Annotated in this window: 14 protein-coding genes and 1 other RNA gene; 12 read left to right on the top strand and 3 right to left on the bottom strand. The window is 49.0% G+C overall.

The annotated features are described in order from the left end of the window. Positions 1-5: 5 nt before the first annotated feature. Complete coding sequence (locus tag ACP158_RS09045; RefSeq protein ID WP_424945827.1) at positions 6-332, bottom strand: hypothetical protein; 327 nt, start codon at positions 330-332, stop codon at positions 6-8. Positions 333-354: 22 nt separating this feature from the next. Continuing rightward, the gene (locus tag ACP158_RS09040; RefSeq protein ID WP_424945826.1) at positions 355-942 is read right to left on the bottom strand and encodes a restriction endonuclease subunit S; all 588 of its coding nucleotides are present in this window, start codon (positions 940-942) and stop codon (positions 355-357) included. Positions 943-1,387: 445 nt separating this feature from the next. On the opposite strand from ACP158_RS09040, the gene argE reads away from it, so the two are divergent. From argE to ACP158_RS09000, 8 genes are all read left to right on the top strand, one after another. After that, positions 1,388-2,548, top strand: coding sequence for an acetylornithine deacetylase (gene argE, locus ACP158_RS09035; RefSeq protein WP_424945825.1), 1,161 nt, complete (start codon positions 1,388-1,390; stop codon positions 2,546-2,548). 3 nt (positions 2,549-2,551) lie between these two features. Next, positions 2,552-3,487, top strand: a complete 936-nt coding sequence (locus tag ACP158_RS09030) for a class II glutamine amidotransferase (RefSeq protein WP_424945824.1) — start codon at positions 2,552-2,554, stop codon at positions 3,485-3,487. Continuing rightward, complete coding sequence (locus tag ACP158_RS09025; protein WP_424945823.1) at positions 3,487-4,167, top strand: protein glxC; 681 nt, start codon at positions 3,487-3,489, stop codon at positions 4,165-4,167. The genes ACP158_RS09030 and ACP158_RS09025 overlap by 1 nt, the downstream gene beginning before the upstream one ends. Positions 4,168-4,216: 49 nt before the next feature. After that, on the top strand, positions 4,217-5,545 hold the full coding sequence (locus tag ACP158_RS09020; protein WP_424945822.1) for an FMN-binding glutamate synthase family protein: 1,329 nt from the start codon (positions 4,217-4,219) through the stop codon (positions 5,543-5,545). 77 nt (positions 5,546-5,622) lie between these two features. After that, positions 5,623-7,074: a DNA methyltransferase gene (locus ACP158_RS09015; RefSeq protein WP_424945821.1), complete on the top strand. Its 1,452-nt coding sequence runs from the start codon at positions 5,623-5,625 to the stop codon at positions 7,072-7,074. 42 nt (positions 7,075-7,116) lie between these two features. Next, entirely contained in the window at positions 7,117-8,424 is a 1,308-nt protein-coding gene (gene glnT, locus ACP158_RS09010) for a type III glutamate--ammonia ligase (RefSeq protein WP_424945820.1), read from the top strand. A gap of 33 nt (positions 8,425-8,457) precedes the next feature. Continuing rightward, entirely contained in the window at positions 8,458-9,276 is an 819-nt protein-coding gene (locus tag ACP158_RS09005; RefSeq protein ID WP_424945819.1) for a DNA-methyltransferase, read from the top strand. Positions 9,277-9,454: 178 nt separating this feature from the next. Continuing rightward, entirely contained in the window at positions 9,455-10,453 is a 999-nt protein-coding gene (locus ACP158_RS09000) for a hypothetical protein (protein WP_424945818.1), read from the top strand. A 98-nt stretch (positions 10,454-10,551) separates the two neighbouring features. Here ACP158_RS09000 and putA read toward each other — a convergent pair whose 3' ends face one another. Then, the gene (putA, locus tag ACP158_RS08995; protein ID WP_424945817.1) at positions 10,552-13,734 is read right to left on the bottom strand and encodes a bifunctional proline dehydrogenase/L-glutamate gamma-semialdehyde dehydrogenase PutA; all 3,183 of its coding nucleotides are present in this window, start codon (positions 13,732-13,734) and stop codon (positions 10,552-10,554) included. Between the two features lie 131 nt (positions 13,735-13,865). Here putA and ffs point away from each other — a divergent pair. From ffs to recR, 4 genes are all read left to right on the top strand, one after another. After that, positions 13,866-13,961, top strand: an RNA gene (ffs, locus tag ACP158_RS08990) — signal recognition particle sRNA small type. A 150-nt stretch (positions 13,962-14,111) separates the two neighbouring features. Next, a complete protein-coding gene (gene dnaX / locus ACP158_RS08985) occupies positions 14,112-15,839 on the top strand; it encodes a DNA polymerase III subunit gamma/tau (protein ID WP_424945816.1) in 1,728 nt (575 codons plus the stop codon). Positions 15,840-15,915: 76 nt separating this feature from the next. Next, positions 15,916-16,248, top strand: a complete 333-nt coding sequence (locus ACP158_RS08980; RefSeq protein ID WP_424945815.1) for a YbaB/EbfC family nucleoid-associated protein — start codon at positions 15,916-15,918, stop codon at positions 16,246-16,248. Continuing rightward, entirely contained in the window at positions 16,248-16,847 is a 600-nt protein-coding gene (recR, locus tag ACP158_RS08975; protein ID WP_424945814.1) for a recombination mediator RecR, read from the top strand. Before ACP158_RS08980 ends, recR begins: the two co-directional genes overlap by 1 nt. The last annotated feature ends 36 nt before the right edge of the window (positions 16,848-16,883 follow it).

The raw sequence follows: 16,883 nt of genomic DNA, 5'->3' as shown, positions 1-16,883 counted from the left end.
TTTACTCAATGCTCGCCGCAAGGCGGCCTATATTTCTGCCGCAATTCTTTCTCAATGCTCATACGATTTATTGCATCACAATAGTAAGCGGCGAAATTCAAAATGGTGTGGGGCCGACTTTCCCAACAATCTTCTCGGTCATGATTTTCTACACGGTGCTTCACATCTTCAGATTCACCAATATCAACCACTTCCCGGTTAGGCATTGTAGGGAGCGGATTCAGAATTGTACGAGGTCGACCCAGAATCGCATAGACTCCTGACTGTTTTTTAAGACTTGATGACGACCCAAATGGGCCTTCAAAAGTGTAATTTCCTATTTTAATAGTCATTTTTTATACCTCTTGCATTGTTTCAGTTACGGATTGGTTCAGAGTGTGTTGCCAGGCACATCAGATCTCTGTCTGTGATATATTTTTTTACTATTGATATCTTCGCCATTAGTTCCCGCTCCCTATCTGCCAATATGACAAGATCAATAATTTTCTTTTGGTCGGCAAGGCTGGGCACAGGCACCTCCAGGGCATGGAGTACGGATATGCCAATCATCACCATCGCCGTTCCGGTAGCCCTGCTATGTAAGAAGGCCTGGGACGATGGCTGGTTGATGAACCAGCAAAGATATATTGGAAGGATATTGTCGTTGGTGACCCGGATTCTTAACAAGGGTGCTACGACAATAGCCCGGTCTATTTCATCGTCGTCAATGATTGCCGCTGTTGTTGTTTTGCCTCGGGAGCGGAATACTAAATCTTGGCGTTTTACAAAATGGTGTTGGTTGATGCCCTGGCTGTGAATAGTCATCAGAAGGTGAGGTTGCACCAGACCCCGTTCCGTGATGTCGCGCATTTGAATCACGGCTAGGTCGCCGCTCTTCTCTGGCTCAAGTCGTGAGCGAAAAGAGAAGCCCATCTGCACAACCGCGATATCTTTAAGTTTCATTAGCATTCCACTATTAGAAAGCGTAATAAGCGGAATGTCAATAAAATTTACAGAAACGCCGTTATTGTTGTATATAAGTAGACGCTATGTAGCAAGCATCTTTACCAATCGCTCCCTGATGGCTTTTCTGACCGCCCGCCTTGCGTTGTAACCTGGAAGGCCGGGGAGCGTAACTTCTTGATTCCCGGCACAATACTCAGTTCATAGGCGGTTCCTTGACTGGGTCTACATCACTGACCGCATCGCCTTAGGTTTTCAAGCGGGTCGAGAGGCGTTGTCCGGCACCCCCCCAGCCGAATCTAAACCCAATCCAATCCTGCTACTCCAGGACAAGGAATCACGTTTAGTTATGGTGGTTACATGTGGCAAAACAGACATTGTCCTGCAAAAATTCTTGGGATTCCTTACAATTAGTTTGATTGCGCCAACTCCAAAATTCAAGGTCGTGACTCAAACAGAAAAAATCCTGGAAAAATTAATTGCCTATCCGACGGTCAGCCGGGATAGCAATTTAGCAATGATTCAATACATTGAGTGCTACCTTGGCGAATACGGCATCACATCAAATTTAACCTTTAACGATGAAAAAACCAAAGCAAACTTGTATGCGGTTTTTGGTCCGGGCCAAACTGGCGGGGTGATGTTGTCCGGGCATTCCGACGTGGTGCCTGTGGATGGGCAGGATTGGTCGGTGGCGGCATTTGAATTGCTGGAAAAAAACGATCGTTTCTATGGACGCGGCACCACAGACATGAAAGGGTTTATCGCATCAGTTTTAGCGATGGTGCCGCGCGCGCTGGAATGCAAATTGGCGCATCCGATCCATCTGGCTTTCTCCTACGATGAAGAAATTGGCTGCGTCGGTGTGCGGCGCATGATTGATATGCTTGAATCGGCATCGGCGCGTCCGCGGTTCTGTATTATTGGCGAGCCAACTGGTTTAAAAATCGCTATCGCGCACAAGGGAAAAACGGGCGCAATCTGCAAGTGCCACGGTGTTGAATCTCATTCCGCATTGACAACTCAGGGCCTCAATGCGATTTATCTGGCGGCTGAAATGATTACCGCCATCAGGGAAATCCAGACCGATATTATCAGCAACATTGAACACGATCATGACTTCGGTGTTCCTTACTCGACCCTGCATGTGGGCACTATCCATGGCGGCACCGCCCTGAACATAATCCCGAATCTGTGCCAGTTTGAATTTGAAATTCGTAATTTAAAATCGGATGATGCAATGGAAATCATGCAGCGCGTCGAAAATTGCGCGACTGAAATTGTTGATCGCTATCGCGCGGATTTCCCGCAAACTGGTATTGATATTGAAATATTTAATCAATATCCGGCCCTGGAGACAGCCCCTGACGAAGACGTGGTGAAGTTCGTTCAGGCTTTGGTCGAATGCGAGCAACCGGTAAAAATTGATTTCGGCAGCGAAGGCGGGTTGTTTCAAAAACGGTTAGGTGTCCCTACCGTGGTTTGCGGTCCCGGGTCAATGGCTCAGGGTCATAAACCCGATGAATATATTCTGAAATCAGAACTCCAACGCTGTGATCAGTTTTTGTCGGGCTTGTTGGCGCAGCTAACCGAAACAGCGAGTTGAAATATGTGCGGAATAGTTGGGTTATATATTAAGTCCCCGGAGTTGGAGGCAAATTTAGGCGGCATGTTGTCTGACATGCTGATGCAAATGACCGAAAGAGGCCCGGATAGCGCCGGTTTTGCGATATATCGTAATCCGGTTGCTTCAGGACAGGTAAAGATTACCTTGCAGTCCAGCGATGCTGATACGGATTGGGAGGCCATACAAGCCCGTGTTCAAGCCGAAATTGACCCCCAAGCGATGCTCTCATCGGTGGCTAATCATGGGGTTTTGATTGCTCACTTGAATAATAAGGCGGATAATAAGGTGGATAACGGGGCGGAAACCGAGGCACTGCTGGATTGGGTTGAAAATAATCTCATCGGAATTAAGGTCACTAGTGTCGGCTACGCTATTGAAATATATAAAGAAAAAGGTTCACCAGATCAGGTTATTCGTACATTCGGTCTTAACTCAATGGCCGGCACTCATGCCCTCGGCCATACTCGAATGGCGACGGAGAGCGCGGTCACAACGGAGCACTCCCATCCATTTTCAACCGGGCGCGACCTTTGTCTGGTGCACAACGGCTCCTTGTCCAATCACAATAATCTGCGTGAAATGCTGATTGGCAAAGGAATACGTTTTACCACCGATAACGATAGCGAAGTAGCGGCTGGATACTTGACTTGGCGATTAGGGCAGGGCGCAACATTAAACGAGGCGTTGGAAGCGGCGCTGGCAGACCTGGATGGATTTTATACCTTTGCGATTGGCGCCAAGGATGGCTTTGCCGTGCTAAGAGACCCGATTGCCTGCAAACCTGCGATTCTGGCGGAAACCGACGATTGGGTGGCGATGGCTTCCGAGTATCGCGCCATCGCCCAACTTCCCGGCAGCGAAAATGCAACCATCTGGGAGCCGGAACCGGCTACCATTTATAGCTGGAATAGGTCGTAATGCAAGAATTTGATTTGCGGAATAGCGGTGTTCGGGATTTGAATTCTGCTTTGCATCAGGCTGATGCCGAGGGCGAATCATTTGTCATCGCCAATCCCGGCGGCAAGCATAACATTGTTTCAGGCGCGATGTTTTCCTGTGAGGTCAGCGTACACGGGCATGTCGGTTATTATTGTGCGGGCATGAATAAGAGCGCCAATATCACCGTAAACGGAAACGCCGGCCCCGGGCTGGCGGAAAATATGATGTCTGGCAAGGTTCGAATCAAGGGCAATGCCTCGCAATATTGCGCCGCGACTGCTCACGGCGGGTTGCTGGTGGTGGAAGGGAATGCCGCCGCACGCTGTGGGATTTCGATGAAAGGGGTGGATATTGTGGTTCGAGGCAGCATAGGCCATATGAGTGCCTTTATGGCACAGAGCGGGCGGTTGGTGGTTTGCGGCGATGCCGGTGAATCGCTTGGCGATTCGATTTATGAAGCGCGTTTGTATGTACGTGGCTCGGTAAAAAGCCTCGGCGCCGACTGTATCGAAAAACCGTTGGATGATGAACACAAAAAGGAGCTTTCACGCCTGCTCAAACAGGCGGCAATTGATGATGTCGATGTCGATGAATTCAAGCGCTATGGCTCTGCCCGAGAACTGTACCATTTTAAAATTGACAATGTTGGCGCGTATTAGGCGCGTCATGGGCAATAAAGCATGGGCAATAAAGCATGGGCAATAAAGCATGAGCGAAAAAATTGATAGATCATGGCTGCTCGAATCGGCAACCTTTAGCCGTCCGGTCATCCGTGAAATTCAGCGCGCCGCCACCGCGGGCATTTACCACATTCGGGGATTTGGCGCGAAGCGTGCACTCCCGACTTTTGATGACTTGCTTTTTCTCGGTGCCAGCATGTCGCGCTATCCGCTCGAAGGTTACCGCGAAAAATGCGATACCTCGGTTACGCTGGGTACGCGCTATGCGAAAAAGCCGATTACGATATCGACCCCAATCACCATTGCCGGAATGAGTTTTGGCGCGCTGTCGGCACAGGCAAAAGAAGCGCTGGGGCGCGGTGCCAGCGAAGTGGGCACCAGTACCACAACCGGTGACGGCGGCATGACCGCTGAGGAACGCGGTCATTCCAGAATCCTGGTGTATCAGTATCTGCCCTCGCGTTATGGCATGAATCCCGACGATTTGCGTAAAGCCGATGCCATCGAAGTCGTGGTCGGGCAGGGCGCAAAGCCAGGCGGCGGCGGTATGTTGCTCGGGCAAAAAATCAGCAAACGTGTCGCCGCTATGCGCGACTTGCCCGAAGGGATTGACCAGCGTAGTGCGTGTCGGCATCCCGACTGGACCGGCCCGGATGATTTGGAAATCAAGATCGAAGAGCTGCGTGAACTGACCGATTGGCAGGTGCCGATATATATCAAGGTGGGTGCGACCCGAACTTTTTTCGATGTGCAACTTGCGGTCAAAGCGGGTGCTGATGTAGTCGTGGTCGATGGAATGCAAGGCGGCACCGCGGCGACGCAAGAAGTGTTCATCGAGCATGTGGGCATCCCCACCTTGCCGGCAACGCGGATGGCGGTCGAAGCGTTGCAAGACATCGGCGTGCACCGCGAAGTGCAACTCATCGTTTCCGGCGGCATCCGTTCCGGAGCCGATGTCGCCAAAGCCCTTGCACTCGGAGCCGATGCGGTTTCCATTGGCACCGCGGCATTAATTGCGATGGGTGATAATTCTCCTGAACACGAAGCCGCCTATAACGAATTGGCAACCAGCGCAGGTTATTATGACGACTATCAGGACGGCCTGGATCCTGTCGGCATATCAACCCAGAATCCAGACTTGGGTGCTCGACTGGACCCCGAAATCGCCGGGCGACAGGTCGCTAATTACTTACGCTGCCTGACGCTGGAAACCCAGACTCTGGCCAGGGCATGCGGCAAGACCAATGTGCATAATCTTGAGCCGGAGGATCTGGTGGCTTTGACCATTGAAGCGTCAGCGATGGCCAAGGTGCCGCTGGCGGGAACCGATTGGATTGCTGGCACCGGGAAATTTTGATCGCGTGGTTCTGGCCTGAGCATATACGCGTCGATTAAAATATCATAAAATGCAGCCAAGGCGGGATGATCAAACACATGAAAAAAAACACACTCTACTACGGCGATTGTTTGGATGTGATGGCCAAATGGGACGATAATTCCGTTGACTTGATTTACCTGGACCCGCCCTTCAACAGCAAAGCGAACTACAACATTCTTTTCGGCACGCAAAGGAACGGCGGGGATAAAAACGACTTAGCCCAACTCACCGCCTTCACCGATACTTGGGAATGGGATGGAGATGCGGAAAAGCGTGTTGATTTGATAAACAGCGCGATTGCCCACCCGGCGCATCGCGCCATCCGCGCATTCAGCGAAATCTATCCAGACGGCAGCGGCATGCTTTCCTATCTTTCGTATATGGCGGAACGCATTGCCGCGATGCTCCGCTTGTTGAAAGATACTGGAACCATCTATTTGCATTGCGACCCGACAGCATCGCATTACTTGAAAATCATTATGGATGAGGTTTTTGGAAAACAAAATTTTCGCAATGAGATTGTTTGGAGTTATCCAGCCAGCCCATCAACCACGACTAAAGATTTTCCACGGAAGCACGATACAATTTTTCGATTCGTGAAAACACAAGAATTTATTTTCAATCATATAGATGTTGCTATCCCATACTCTGACGCAAGCATAAACAGAAGTAAGTATGCCGCTAAAGCGTCGACAGTCCTTGCAGGAACAGCGATAAAGTTAAGGGATTCGGGGAAAATTCCGCCGACGGTATGGCAAGATATTCAGCAAACCTACCGATATAGGAAAGAACATCTCGGCTACCCCACTCAAAAACCGCTTGCTCTGCTGAAACGTATTGTGAAGGCGAGCAGTAACGAAGGCGATTTGGTGCTGGACCCGTTCTGCGGTTGCGGCACCACTGTTGAAGCAGCGCATTCCTTAAAGCGTGATTGGATCGGCATTGATATTTCATCCTACGCCATTGAGGTGGTGCGGCGCGAGCGCATGAAGGATTTGCGCATCGACTTGGCGGGCGTGCCAAAAGACTTGAAAGGGGCGATGGATTTTTCCAGAAGAAACCCCTTTGATTTTGAGAAGTGGGCGGTGACGCGCATTCCCGGCTTTGCGCCGAACGCGGTGCAGCGCGGCGATGGCGGCATCGATGGCCGCGCGCTGATTTTTGGCGCGGAAAAAGAAAGGAATTTGTGCATCGCGCAAGTGAAAGGCGGCAAGCCGAGCATTGATTCCCTACGCGCTTTTTTCGGCATGATCGCCAGTGGCAAAGCGGCGATTGGCGTTTTCATTACTTTGGAAAAATGGGACACGCCATCGGTGAAAAAATGCATCGTTCAAGCGGGAACGTTGCAAGTGGGCACGAAAGAATACAGCCGCTTAATCATGTACACCATTGACGATCATTTTCATGGCGTTGAGCCGAAAATTCCACCGCTTGCGCATCCGCGCACCGGGCAAGCGTTTCAGGCAGAATTAGCCGGTCAATCACGTTCGCTTTTTCAACATCAGTGACAAGAAAATGCCGAAGTTAAAACAGTCACGATAGACAATCAAATGACAAAAAACCTAGCAGCAATCGCAAAACAGCGGAAAATTAAATATTTTCTGATCAGTTTCGTCGATTTGTTCGGCGTGTTGCGGGCGAAACTGGTGCCGGCGCGGGCGATTGGCAGTATGCAAAAAGACGGCGCCGGCTTTGCCGGTTTTGCGGCTTGGCTGGATATGAGTCCGGCCGACGGAGATATGTTTGCAGTGCCTGATCCTGATAGTTTGATTCAGTTACCGTGGAAAAAAGAAGTAGGCTGGCTGGCCGGAGATCTTTATCTGGATGGCAAAGCGATTGAAGCGTCGCCGCGGGTGGCGTTGAAGGCGCAAATTGCCAAAGCCGAGAAAAAAGGCTATCACATGAAAACCGGGGTCGAGTGCGAGTACTTTTTGACTAACGAAAATGGCACAAAAATTGCCGATAAACGCGACACGCAGTCAAAGCCCTGTTATGACCAATCGGCTTTGATGCGGCGTTACCATATCATTACCGAAATCTGCGATAGCATGATCGAATTGGGTTGGCGGCCGTATCAAAATGACCATGAGGATGCCAATGGCCAGTTTGAAATGAACTGGGATTATGACGATTGCTTGAAAACCGCCGACCGCCATGTGTTTTTTAAATACATGACCAAACAAATTGCCGAGAATCATGGTTTGCGCGCGACCTTTATGCCGAAACCGTTTAGCAACCTGACCGGTAACGGTTGTCATGCTCACGTCTCGGTGTGGGATAAAGCCGGTAAGAAAAACCTGTTTCATAATTCCCGCGATGAAATGGGGTTATCGAAGTTAGCGTATCATTTTCTCGGCGGTATTATGCATAATGTCGAGGAACTCACCTCGATATTCAACCCGACCGTGAATAGTTACAAACGCATCAATGCGCCACGCACGCTTTCCGGCGCAACCTGGTCACCCAACTCGGTCAGTTATGGCGGCAACAATCGTACCCATATGATACGGATTCCTGATGCCGGACGTTTTGAAATGAGATTGATGGACGGCGCGGCCAATCCGTATCTGATGCAGGCCGGTATCCTCGCCGCCGGACTGGACGGCATCAAACACAAACGCGACCCCGGCAAACGCCTGGATATCAACATGTATACCGACGGTCACACCGTCAAAGGGTTGAAAAAACTGCCGTTGAATCTTCTCGATGCGATTCGCCTGACGCAAAATGGCAAGGCGTTAAAAGAACAACTCGGCGCACCGTTAATCGATGCCTATTGCAAATTGAAAATGAATGAATGGGATGATTTCGCCAAGTCGATCAGCCAGTGGGAGCGCGAGCATACGCTGGATTGTTAGGGATAATGCAAAATAACAAAACAGACGAAGACAATGAATAAACACTTTCAGCCCATCAATACAATAAAACACGGCAACTGTATAAGTTTGATGCATGAAATGCCCGACGAATGTGTTGACTTGATTGTTACAGATCCACCATTTGCAATTGACTTCAAGGCGAAAAAGCACAACTACAATAGAAAACAAAGCCGAGTTCTTACTGGATACAAAGAAATAGAAGGAAGTAATTATCAGTTTTTTACTTCTGAGTGGTTATTACAAGCGACCAGAATTCTTAAAAATTCTGGCAGTATGTATATCTTTTCTGGCTGGAATCATCTCAAAGATCTTTTGATAGCAATAGATGAATGCAAACTTACCACGGTCAATCACTTAATTTGGAAGTATCAATTTGGCGTCACGACAAAACGAAAGTATGTAACTTCCCATTATCACTGTCTTTTTGTTTGCAAGGATGACCGCAAAAGATATTTCCAACCTTATTGTAGGTTTGGCAAAGATGAGCGTACTTCAAACGGCGGGTCGGCGCATTACAAAGACAAAGAGGATGTGTGGGAAATCAAACGAGAATATTGGCATGGTGACAGGAAAACCCCGACAAAACTGCCTGCAGAAATAATAAAGAAAATTCTTGATTATTCCAGCAAAGAAGGGGATCTGGTTTTCGATCCGTTTTTGGGTTCAGGACAAGTTGCTGTAGTCAGCAAGATGAACAACAGAAATTACATAGGATTTGAAATTGTGCGCGATTATTACGAGTTTGCGCTTGAAAGGTTGAATTCTGGAAACTATAGACTTAATGCAACAGAAGAAGATGCTGATATGATAATAACATCACTATTCGACTAATCATGAACAACCTAAAAAAACTTGTAGTTGCTATCGCTAAAGAAGGGCTTTGTAACAGGCTTGATCCTCCTGTTCATAAACTCGACACATTTAATCATTTTCCACTAATGGAAGTCTTGACCGGTCGCGTTTGGATGATATGGACGGCTGTTGCACTCGTAGAGAATTGCTACTGCGAATGTTGCTACTGAACGCAGTACTTGACCAAGGTCCCGATATAGAAGGTGTTAGGGACATGATGGTGAAGGTTGTAAATAATCTCTATAAAAAAGAGGTGCGCATATTTCACAGGCCTTTGGACTTTTTCAAAGAAATAAATATTTCTGTGGATCAAATATGGAGCATCCATGAAGAAGTAAAGTCTGTCAGATCTGCGAAGTGGGCAAAGGACAACCAGTCATCTCCGCAGAAATACAATCTGTATATGGATGGCAGTAAGCAAACATTGAATTATGCTGTTTTCCGATGGGGTGTTCCATTGGCATTACCCTATTTGCTAGACAAGAAGAATGAATGTGGACGATCTACATCTCTTTTAGACTATTTGGAAACTTATTCGTCTGCAGAAAAAATGAGCAATGGTTTAAAAGATAATGAAAAATTTGGGTTGGGCAAAGCAATAGGTGACAAAGCGTGCCATTTATTTACCAAGTGGATGGTTTCTACTTTTCGCCTTGCAAGAAAACAAGATGAACTCGGTTGGGGTGAATTTTCTTATGAAGTGCCTTTTGACTCAAATGCTGGTCGAGTTTTATGGAGAACTGGTTACTTATTCGGTCTTGCAAATGAAGAAGAATACATAAAAAAAGAAGTTGTACAAAAAAATAAGGGCAAAGGTGGAAAACACTATATTCGTGTAACTAATATGAGGGGCATGGCTGTAAGTAAAAATGTGCCTTCGGATTTAATTAAAATATACAAAGACATTTGTACTAAGCACTTAAAAACACATAAACGAGAACCCAGAAAGATAGAAATTCAAAGATTTCAACATGCACTCCTTAGTCAAAATGGAGATAAAAACCTTACCGTGTCAGCCTTTGATGATGGACTTATTAAAATCGGTAGAAACTATTGTTTCAATCACGAAAACCCACGTTGCGAAGAGTGTCCTATCAACCGACACTGCGATGGGAGAAATTCTAACAGTTCATTAATTACAGACTACAGAACCTAATACTTGCAATCGCCACAGGTCGAGATGGGATGGGATGGTAGGCGCGGTGATAACGCGACACAACTAACACGCCACAACTAACACGCCACTCGCCACATTCACGACGACTCCAGCGACAATAACGTGGTGTTTCCCCCGGTGGCGGTGGTGTCGGTGCTGACCGATCGCTCCACCGCAAAGCGGTGCAGGTAATGCGGGCCGCCGGCTTTTGGGCCGGTTCCAGACAGCCCTTCGCCGCCGAAAGGCTGGACGCCAACCACCGCGCCAATCGTGTTTCTATTGACGTAAACATTGCCCACCTTGATACGACTGACAATTCTTTTTACCGTGGATTTAATGCGGCTGTGTATTCCGAAAGTCAATCCATAACCGACGTTATTGATGTCATCGACCACGCCATCAATTTCGGACGCGGCGAATCGGCAGACATGGAGTATTGGGCCAAATACTTCCTTTTGCAGTTGTCCAATACCCTCAATTTCAATCAGAGCAGGGCTTAAATAATAGCCTGCGCCATCTTGAACCGGCGCGCCTCGAATAACCCGGTCGCCTTGTTTTTCATGGGTCGCGATATGATTCATTAGCGACTTGCGCGCTTGTTGATCAATGATGGGGCCAATATCGGTGCTGATTTCAGCAGGATCACCCACTTTCAGCTCGGCCATTGCACCGATCAACATTTCAATCATTTGCTCGGCGATATCTTCCTGTAAATACAAAACACGCAGTGCTGAGCAGCGTTGTCCGGCGCTTTGAAAGGCAGATTGAATCACATCGGTAATCACTTGCTCGGGCAGTGCTGTGGAATCCACAATCATGGCATTGATGCCGCCGGTTTCGGCGATTAACGGCACCATCGCCCCTCGTTTGCTTGCCAGATCTTGTTGTATCAATTTTGCGGTTTCGGAGGAACCGGTAAAGGCAACCCCGTCAATTTGAGGATGATTAACCAGTGCCGAGCCCACCTTTGCGCCGTCGCCGGGAAGGAGTTGCAGGACATCTTCGGGAATGCCGCAATCATGCATCAACTGCACTGCGCGGTAGGCGATAATCGGGGTCTGTTCGGCCGGTTTGGCGATGACGCTATTACCCGCAGCCAGGGCCGCGCTAATCTGACCGGTGAATATCGCCAGGGGAAAGTTCCATGGGCTAATACAAACGAACACGCCACGACCATGCAACGACCATTGGTTGAGCTCGCCGGTGGGCCCGGTCAGTGTCTGTGGCTGCTCAAACTCGGATTCACATTGCTGCGCATAATAACGCAGAAAATCCACCGCTTCGCGAATCTCCGCAATCGCGTCCTGCAACGTTTTGCCGGCCTCCATGATACATAGCGACATTAATGAGTCGCGATTATTTTCGTAACCATCAGCCACATCCAGGAGTAATTTTGCACGGCGCTTGCCGCCAATGTTGTCCCAGTCCTCGGCGCGCTGCCTGGCATTTTCCACCGCGATATTGACATCGTCCGCGGTCGCGTTGGCAATCATGCCGATGGCCTTTCCCGTTGCTGGTGAAATAGCGGCAACTTGCTGTTCAGTGTTGGTGCTATTTTTCTTGTTGGAACCGCCAATCAGAGGCTTGGCATGTAATTGTCGGGCATGATTTTTCATCGCGCTGATGAAAAATAGTTCCAGTTCAAGCGCATTGTCCAGATTCAATCCCATCGAATTTAGCCGTGCGCCATAGATATTTTTGGGTAACGGAATGTTCGGATGAGGCTTAGCGTCCAGCGCAGCCAGGGTTGCGATCGGGTCGGCGACGATATGTGCAATCGGTAAATGCCGGTCAACCAGACGATTGACAAAAGAGCTGTTCGCGCCATTTTCCAATAGCCGCCTTACCAGATAGGCCAGCAAGTCTTTATGCGCCCCGATCGGCGCGTAAATGCGACAATTGACACCATATTGCTTAATCACATGGTGGTACAGAATTTCGCCCATGCCATGCAGGCATTGAAATTCAAAATCTCGGCGAGCGCCAACCAAGTTTAATATCGAAGCCACGGTCAGCGCGTTGTGGGTCGCGAATAACGGATAAAACGCATCGGGATTTTCAATCAATTTGCGCGCACAAACCAGATAAGCAACGTCTGTCGTGATTTTTCGGGTATAGACCGGATAGCCTTGGTAACCTTCGACCTGCGCTTGTTTGATTTCCGTATCCCAATAAGCGCCTTTCACCAGTCGGATCATCATTTTTCGCTGGGCCTTAACCGCCAATTCCTCGATCCAATCGATGACCGCCGGCGCGCGTTTTTGATAGGCCTGAACCACAAACCCCAGACCGTTCCAATCATCGAGGTCGGGGTCATTGCACAGCATCTGCAACAGGCTCAATGACGGCTCCAACCGCTCAGATTCCTCGGCATCGATGGTCAGCCCGATATTGAATGATTTTGCCTGGATGCAGAGTTGTTTTAACCGCGGCAATAGCTCATCGATAATCCGTGCCGCCTGAGCATACTCATAACGCGGATGCAATGCCGATAACTTCACCGAAATACCGGCGCTGGAATAAGGGTCGCTATGGATATTTTTGCGTGTATTTTCGCGCGTATTTTCGCGTGTATTTTTATGCGCAATAGCATCGATGGCGGTTTGGTAGGCGCGCAAATAGCGCCGCGCATCGTGGTCGGTGCGCGCCGCTTCGCCCAGCATGTCATAAGAATAGCGATAGCCTTGCTTTTCTTTAGATTCGGCAGTTTTTAATCCGAGTTGGATAGTCTCGGCCAGCACAAACTGCTTGCCCATGATTTTCATGGCTTGCTTTACCGCCGCTCTAATCACCGGTTCGCCGCTGCGCGCGACCAATTTGCCCAGATAATCCCCGGCATCCTCCACAACCGCTTTGTCCAAAGCCATGACTTTGCCGGTAAGCATGAGTCCCCAGGTTGACGCATTGACGAAAAATGATTCGCTGCCGCCCAGATGCGCGGCCCAGTTGCGCTCCGATAATTTATCCCGAATCAACCGATCAACGGTTTCCGCATCGGGCACCCGCAACAGCGCCTCCGCTAAACACATCAAGGCAACCCCTTCCTCGCTGGACAATTTGAATTCTTGCAGAAAGGCGTCCAATCCGCCGTGGCTTTCATTTTGCTCCCGGATTTTCCGGACTAACTTGATTGCCTCTTGTGCGATGCTTTTTTGCTGGTTTTCGCTGACCTTTATCGAATCCAATAATTGATCGACACATTCTGTTTCATCGGCATGGTAGCGCTCGCGAATCGCACGACGTTTCGGAGATGAATCAGAAAATGGGGCGGTGAATTTCATCGCTATTGAATGATTTGACGATTTAATGTCGATTAACTGTTCCAGAGTATCCGTAAATTGAATACAATAGGATGCGTCCTGATTTTAATCAATCAGGCGCGTGAGGTGTTGTTTCATCTATGGCGGTGAAAGCGTGTCTCCTTGGCGACGATGCGTTGTCAACCCGGTCAGGTCCGGAAGGAAGCAGCCGCAGCAACAATTTCGGGTGTCAGGGTAAGGTACGCCGGATCCGCCACCTCAAGGCATCCGCAGATGTCGCAGATAACGCAAATAAAAAAGTAATAGCATTCAATTTGTGAAAATCTGTGACATCTGCGGATAAAAAAATAATAGCATTCAATTTGTGAAAATCTGCGACATCTGCGGATAAAAAAATAATGAGTTACCTAGCCCTTGCCCGAAAATGGCGCCCAAAAATATTTTCCGAAGTGATCGGGCAAGCGCATGTGGTTTCCGCGCTCAGCAATGCCTTAAATAATCAACGGGTTCATCATGCGTTTTTATTTGCCGGCACCCGTGGCGTAGGAAAAACCACCCTTGCCAGAATCTTTGCCAAGGCATTGAACTGCGCTACCGGCGTAAGCGCGGATCCTTGTGGCCAATGCGTGGCTTGCAACGGGGTTGACCAAGGAAATTTCGTCGATTTAATCGAGGTGGATGCCGCATCCCGGACCAAGGTCGACGACACCCGCGAGCTGCTTGATAATGTTCAATATACGCCGACTCAGGGGCGTTACAAAATTTACCTGATCGACGAAGTGCATATGCTGTCAATTCATAGTTTCAATGCGCTGTTGAAGACGTTGGAAGAGCCGCCTGAGCATGTCAAGTTTTTGCTGGCGACTACCAATCCGCAAAAACTGCCGACCACTATTTTGTCCCGTTGCATTCAGTTCAATCTTAAATCGGTGGACCTCGGTCGCTTGTCCGCTCAGTTGGAAAAAATTCTGGATGCGGAAAAAATCAAATACCAATCATCCGCATTGATGGTATTGGCGCGCTCTGCGAATGGCAGTGTGCGCGATGCGTTGAGTTTGCTCGATCAAGCGATTGCATTCAGCAATGGCGAGATAGGCTCTGAGCAAGTGAGAGCAATGCTCGGAATGGTGGATGATCAGTTTACTGTTCAACTGTTGACGCAAATTATCCGAAATCAAGCGGACGGGGTATTGGAAACCATATCTCAAATGGCCGAACGCTCTGTGGATTATGGGTCGGCTGTGGATGAATTATTAACCTTGATCCATAATGTTTCGTTGTTTCAGGTAAGCCCACAAGCGGTAGAATGGAAGGGCATTGATAGCGCTGACCTTGGCGGCCTTGCCGAAAGCGTTGACGCGGAAACCCTGCAACTGCTCTATCAAATCGCGATAATGGGCAAGCGCGATTTTGATTTTGCCCCGGATCCGAGATCGGGGTTTGAAATGGCGTTAATTCGGATGTTGGCATTCCAGCCGCGGCGGCGCGATGGCGCTAACGATGCCTCAACAGCGCGACCAAAGGTGTCGCCCACTGAAAAGATTACCTCGCCTAAACAAGAAAAACCTGAGCAAGAAAGTCATGTGCAAGAAAAACCTGAGCAAGCGAATAAGGCGCAGCCGATAATCTCAAACAATGCGGAAGCCGCGAAAGCTGACTGTGGCGCAGCGCCTCGACAACAAATCGGCAAGTCCTCGACCACGCCCGCAATAATAGACATTCAGAAATTCATGCAGGCAGACGGCTGGCAGAGCTTCATAAATAGTTCCGGTCTTGGCGGGATTTCAAAGGAAATCCTTATGAATATGGTGCCAAAGTCGGTGGACGGCAAAATCGTCAACCTGACTCTGGATTCCGCAAGCAGTCGCCTGTTTAACAACGGTCGGCTGCAGAAAATTGAACAGCATTGCAAAGATAATTTGTCGCTGGATATACAGTTTAACGTCGAAATTGACGATCTCAGTGATGCTGACCATGAGATCGAGACCCCGACTCAACAATTAACCCGGCAACAAAAAGAAAAAGCATCTGCCGCACGCCAGGCATTTATCCACGATGCCAATGTCCAGGAACTGGTGGACCTGTTTGATGCGGAAATTGTTAACCAATCGATAAAGCCGGGTTAGCATCAAGCATAACGAATGGGGCATAACGAGTGAAGCATAAGATGAATAACGCAAGCACGATTAATCAGGTGGCGCCATGAAAAACGGACTCGGCAATATCATGAAGCAGGCTCAGGCGATGCAGGAAAATATGCAAAAAGCGCAGGAGGAACTTGCCGGCATGGAAGTGACCGGCCAATCCGGGGCCGGGCTGGTCGAGATCACGATGAGCTGTCGCCACGATGTAAAGAAGGTTGCCATCAATTCCGCCATTGATCCTAAACTCATGGGCGAGGACCAAGAAGTGCTCGAAGATTTGATTGCCGCCGCATTTAACGACGCGGTCAGGAAGGTTGAGAAAGCGACCCAGGACAAAATGGGCGGGCTGACTTCAGGACTGAATATTCCCGGCCTGACGCCACCCTTTTAATGGCAGACCCGCGTTCCATAGAGGACTTAAAACAAGCGCTTCAGCGTCTGCCCAGCGTTGGCCCGAAGTCCGCTCAACGAATGGCTTTTCATTTGCTGGAAAGAGACCGCGAAGGCGCGCGCCAAATTGAAGAAGCAATCCGACAAGCGTTATCTCGGGTCAACCACTGCCATCAGTGCAATAATTTTAGCGAATCGGCGCTTTGTGAAATATGTTGTTCTTTGAAGCGCGATGCCAAAATACTGTGCGTGGTTGAAACGCCGGCCGACCTGGAGGCCATTGAGCAAGCCAGAATTTATCGCGGCATGTACTTTGTGTTGATGGGACATTTATCGCCGCTGGATGACATTGGCCCGGATCAATTGGGCATCACTCGGTTATTAAAACTGATTGCCGACAACACCATTGAAGAAGTTATTCTAGCGACCAATTTAACTCTGGAAGGCCAGGCCACAGGGGATTTTTTACTGGACTTGCTGCAAGGAAAATCAGCGCGGATAACGCAACTCGCCCGCGGCATGCCGATAGGCGGAGAATTGGAGTATATGGATGCCGGCACGCTCAATCAGGCTTTTTCCGATCGCCGTTCGGCGCGTTAGTTAGACTATCAGCAAGGCGCTCGACCCTTATTTTCA

Source organism: Candidatus Spongiihabitans sp., from assembly GCF_965247905.1.
Classification (GTDB): domain Bacteria; phylum Pseudomonadota; class Gammaproteobacteria; order Arenicellales; family Poriferihabitantaceae; genus Spongiihabitans.
Note: the sequence above shows the minus strand (reverse complement) of the source record. Positions and strands in the feature narration are given on the sequence as shown.

Coding starts and splice junctions, on each gene's coding strand:
- dnaX (WP_424945816.1), top strand. CDS start 14,112: ATGAGTTACCTAGCCCTTGCCCGAAAATGGCGCCCAAAAATATTTTCC.
- ACP158_RS09020 (WP_424945822.1), top strand. CDS start 4,217: ATGAGCGAAAAAATTGATAGATCATGGCTGCTCGAATCGGCAACCTTT.
- ACP158_RS09030 (WP_424945824.1), top strand. CDS start 2,552: ATGTGCGGAATAGTTGGGTTATATATTAAGTCCCCGGAGTTGGAGGCA.
- ACP158_RS09000 (WP_424945818.1), top strand. CDS start 9,455: ATGTTGCTACTGAACGCAGTACTTGACCAAGGTCCCGATATAGAAGGT.
- glnT (WP_424945820.1), top strand. CDS start 7,117: ATGACAAAAAACCTAGCAGCAATCGCAAAACAGCGGAAAATTAAATAT.
- ACP158_RS09045 (WP_424945827.1), bottom strand. CDS start 332: ATGACTATTAAAATAGGAAATTACACTTTTGAAGGCCCATTTGGGTCG.
- ACP158_RS08980 (WP_424945815.1), top strand. CDS start 15,916: ATGAAAAACGGACTCGGCAATATCATGAAGCAGGCTCAGGCGATGCAG.
- ACP158_RS09025 (WP_424945823.1), top strand. CDS start 3,487: ATGCAAGAATTTGATTTGCGGAATAGCGGTGTTCGGGATTTGAATTCT.
- ACP158_RS09040 (WP_424945826.1), bottom strand. CDS start 942: ATGAAACTTAAAGATATCGCGGTTGTGCAGATGGGCTTCTCTTTTCGC.
- ACP158_RS09015 (WP_424945821.1), top strand. CDS start 5,623: ATGAAAAAAAACACACTCTACTACGGCGATTGTTTGGATGTGATGGCC.
- ACP158_RS09005 (WP_424945819.1), top strand. CDS start 8,458: ATGAATAAACACTTTCAGCCCATCAATACAATAAAACACGGCAACTGT.
- putA (WP_424945817.1), bottom strand. CDS start 13,734: ATGAAATTCACCGCCCCATTTTCTGATTCATCTCCGAAACGTCGTGCG.
- recR (WP_424945814.1), top strand. CDS start 16,248: ATGGCAGACCCGCGTTCCATAGAGGACTTAAAACAAGCGCTTCAGCGT.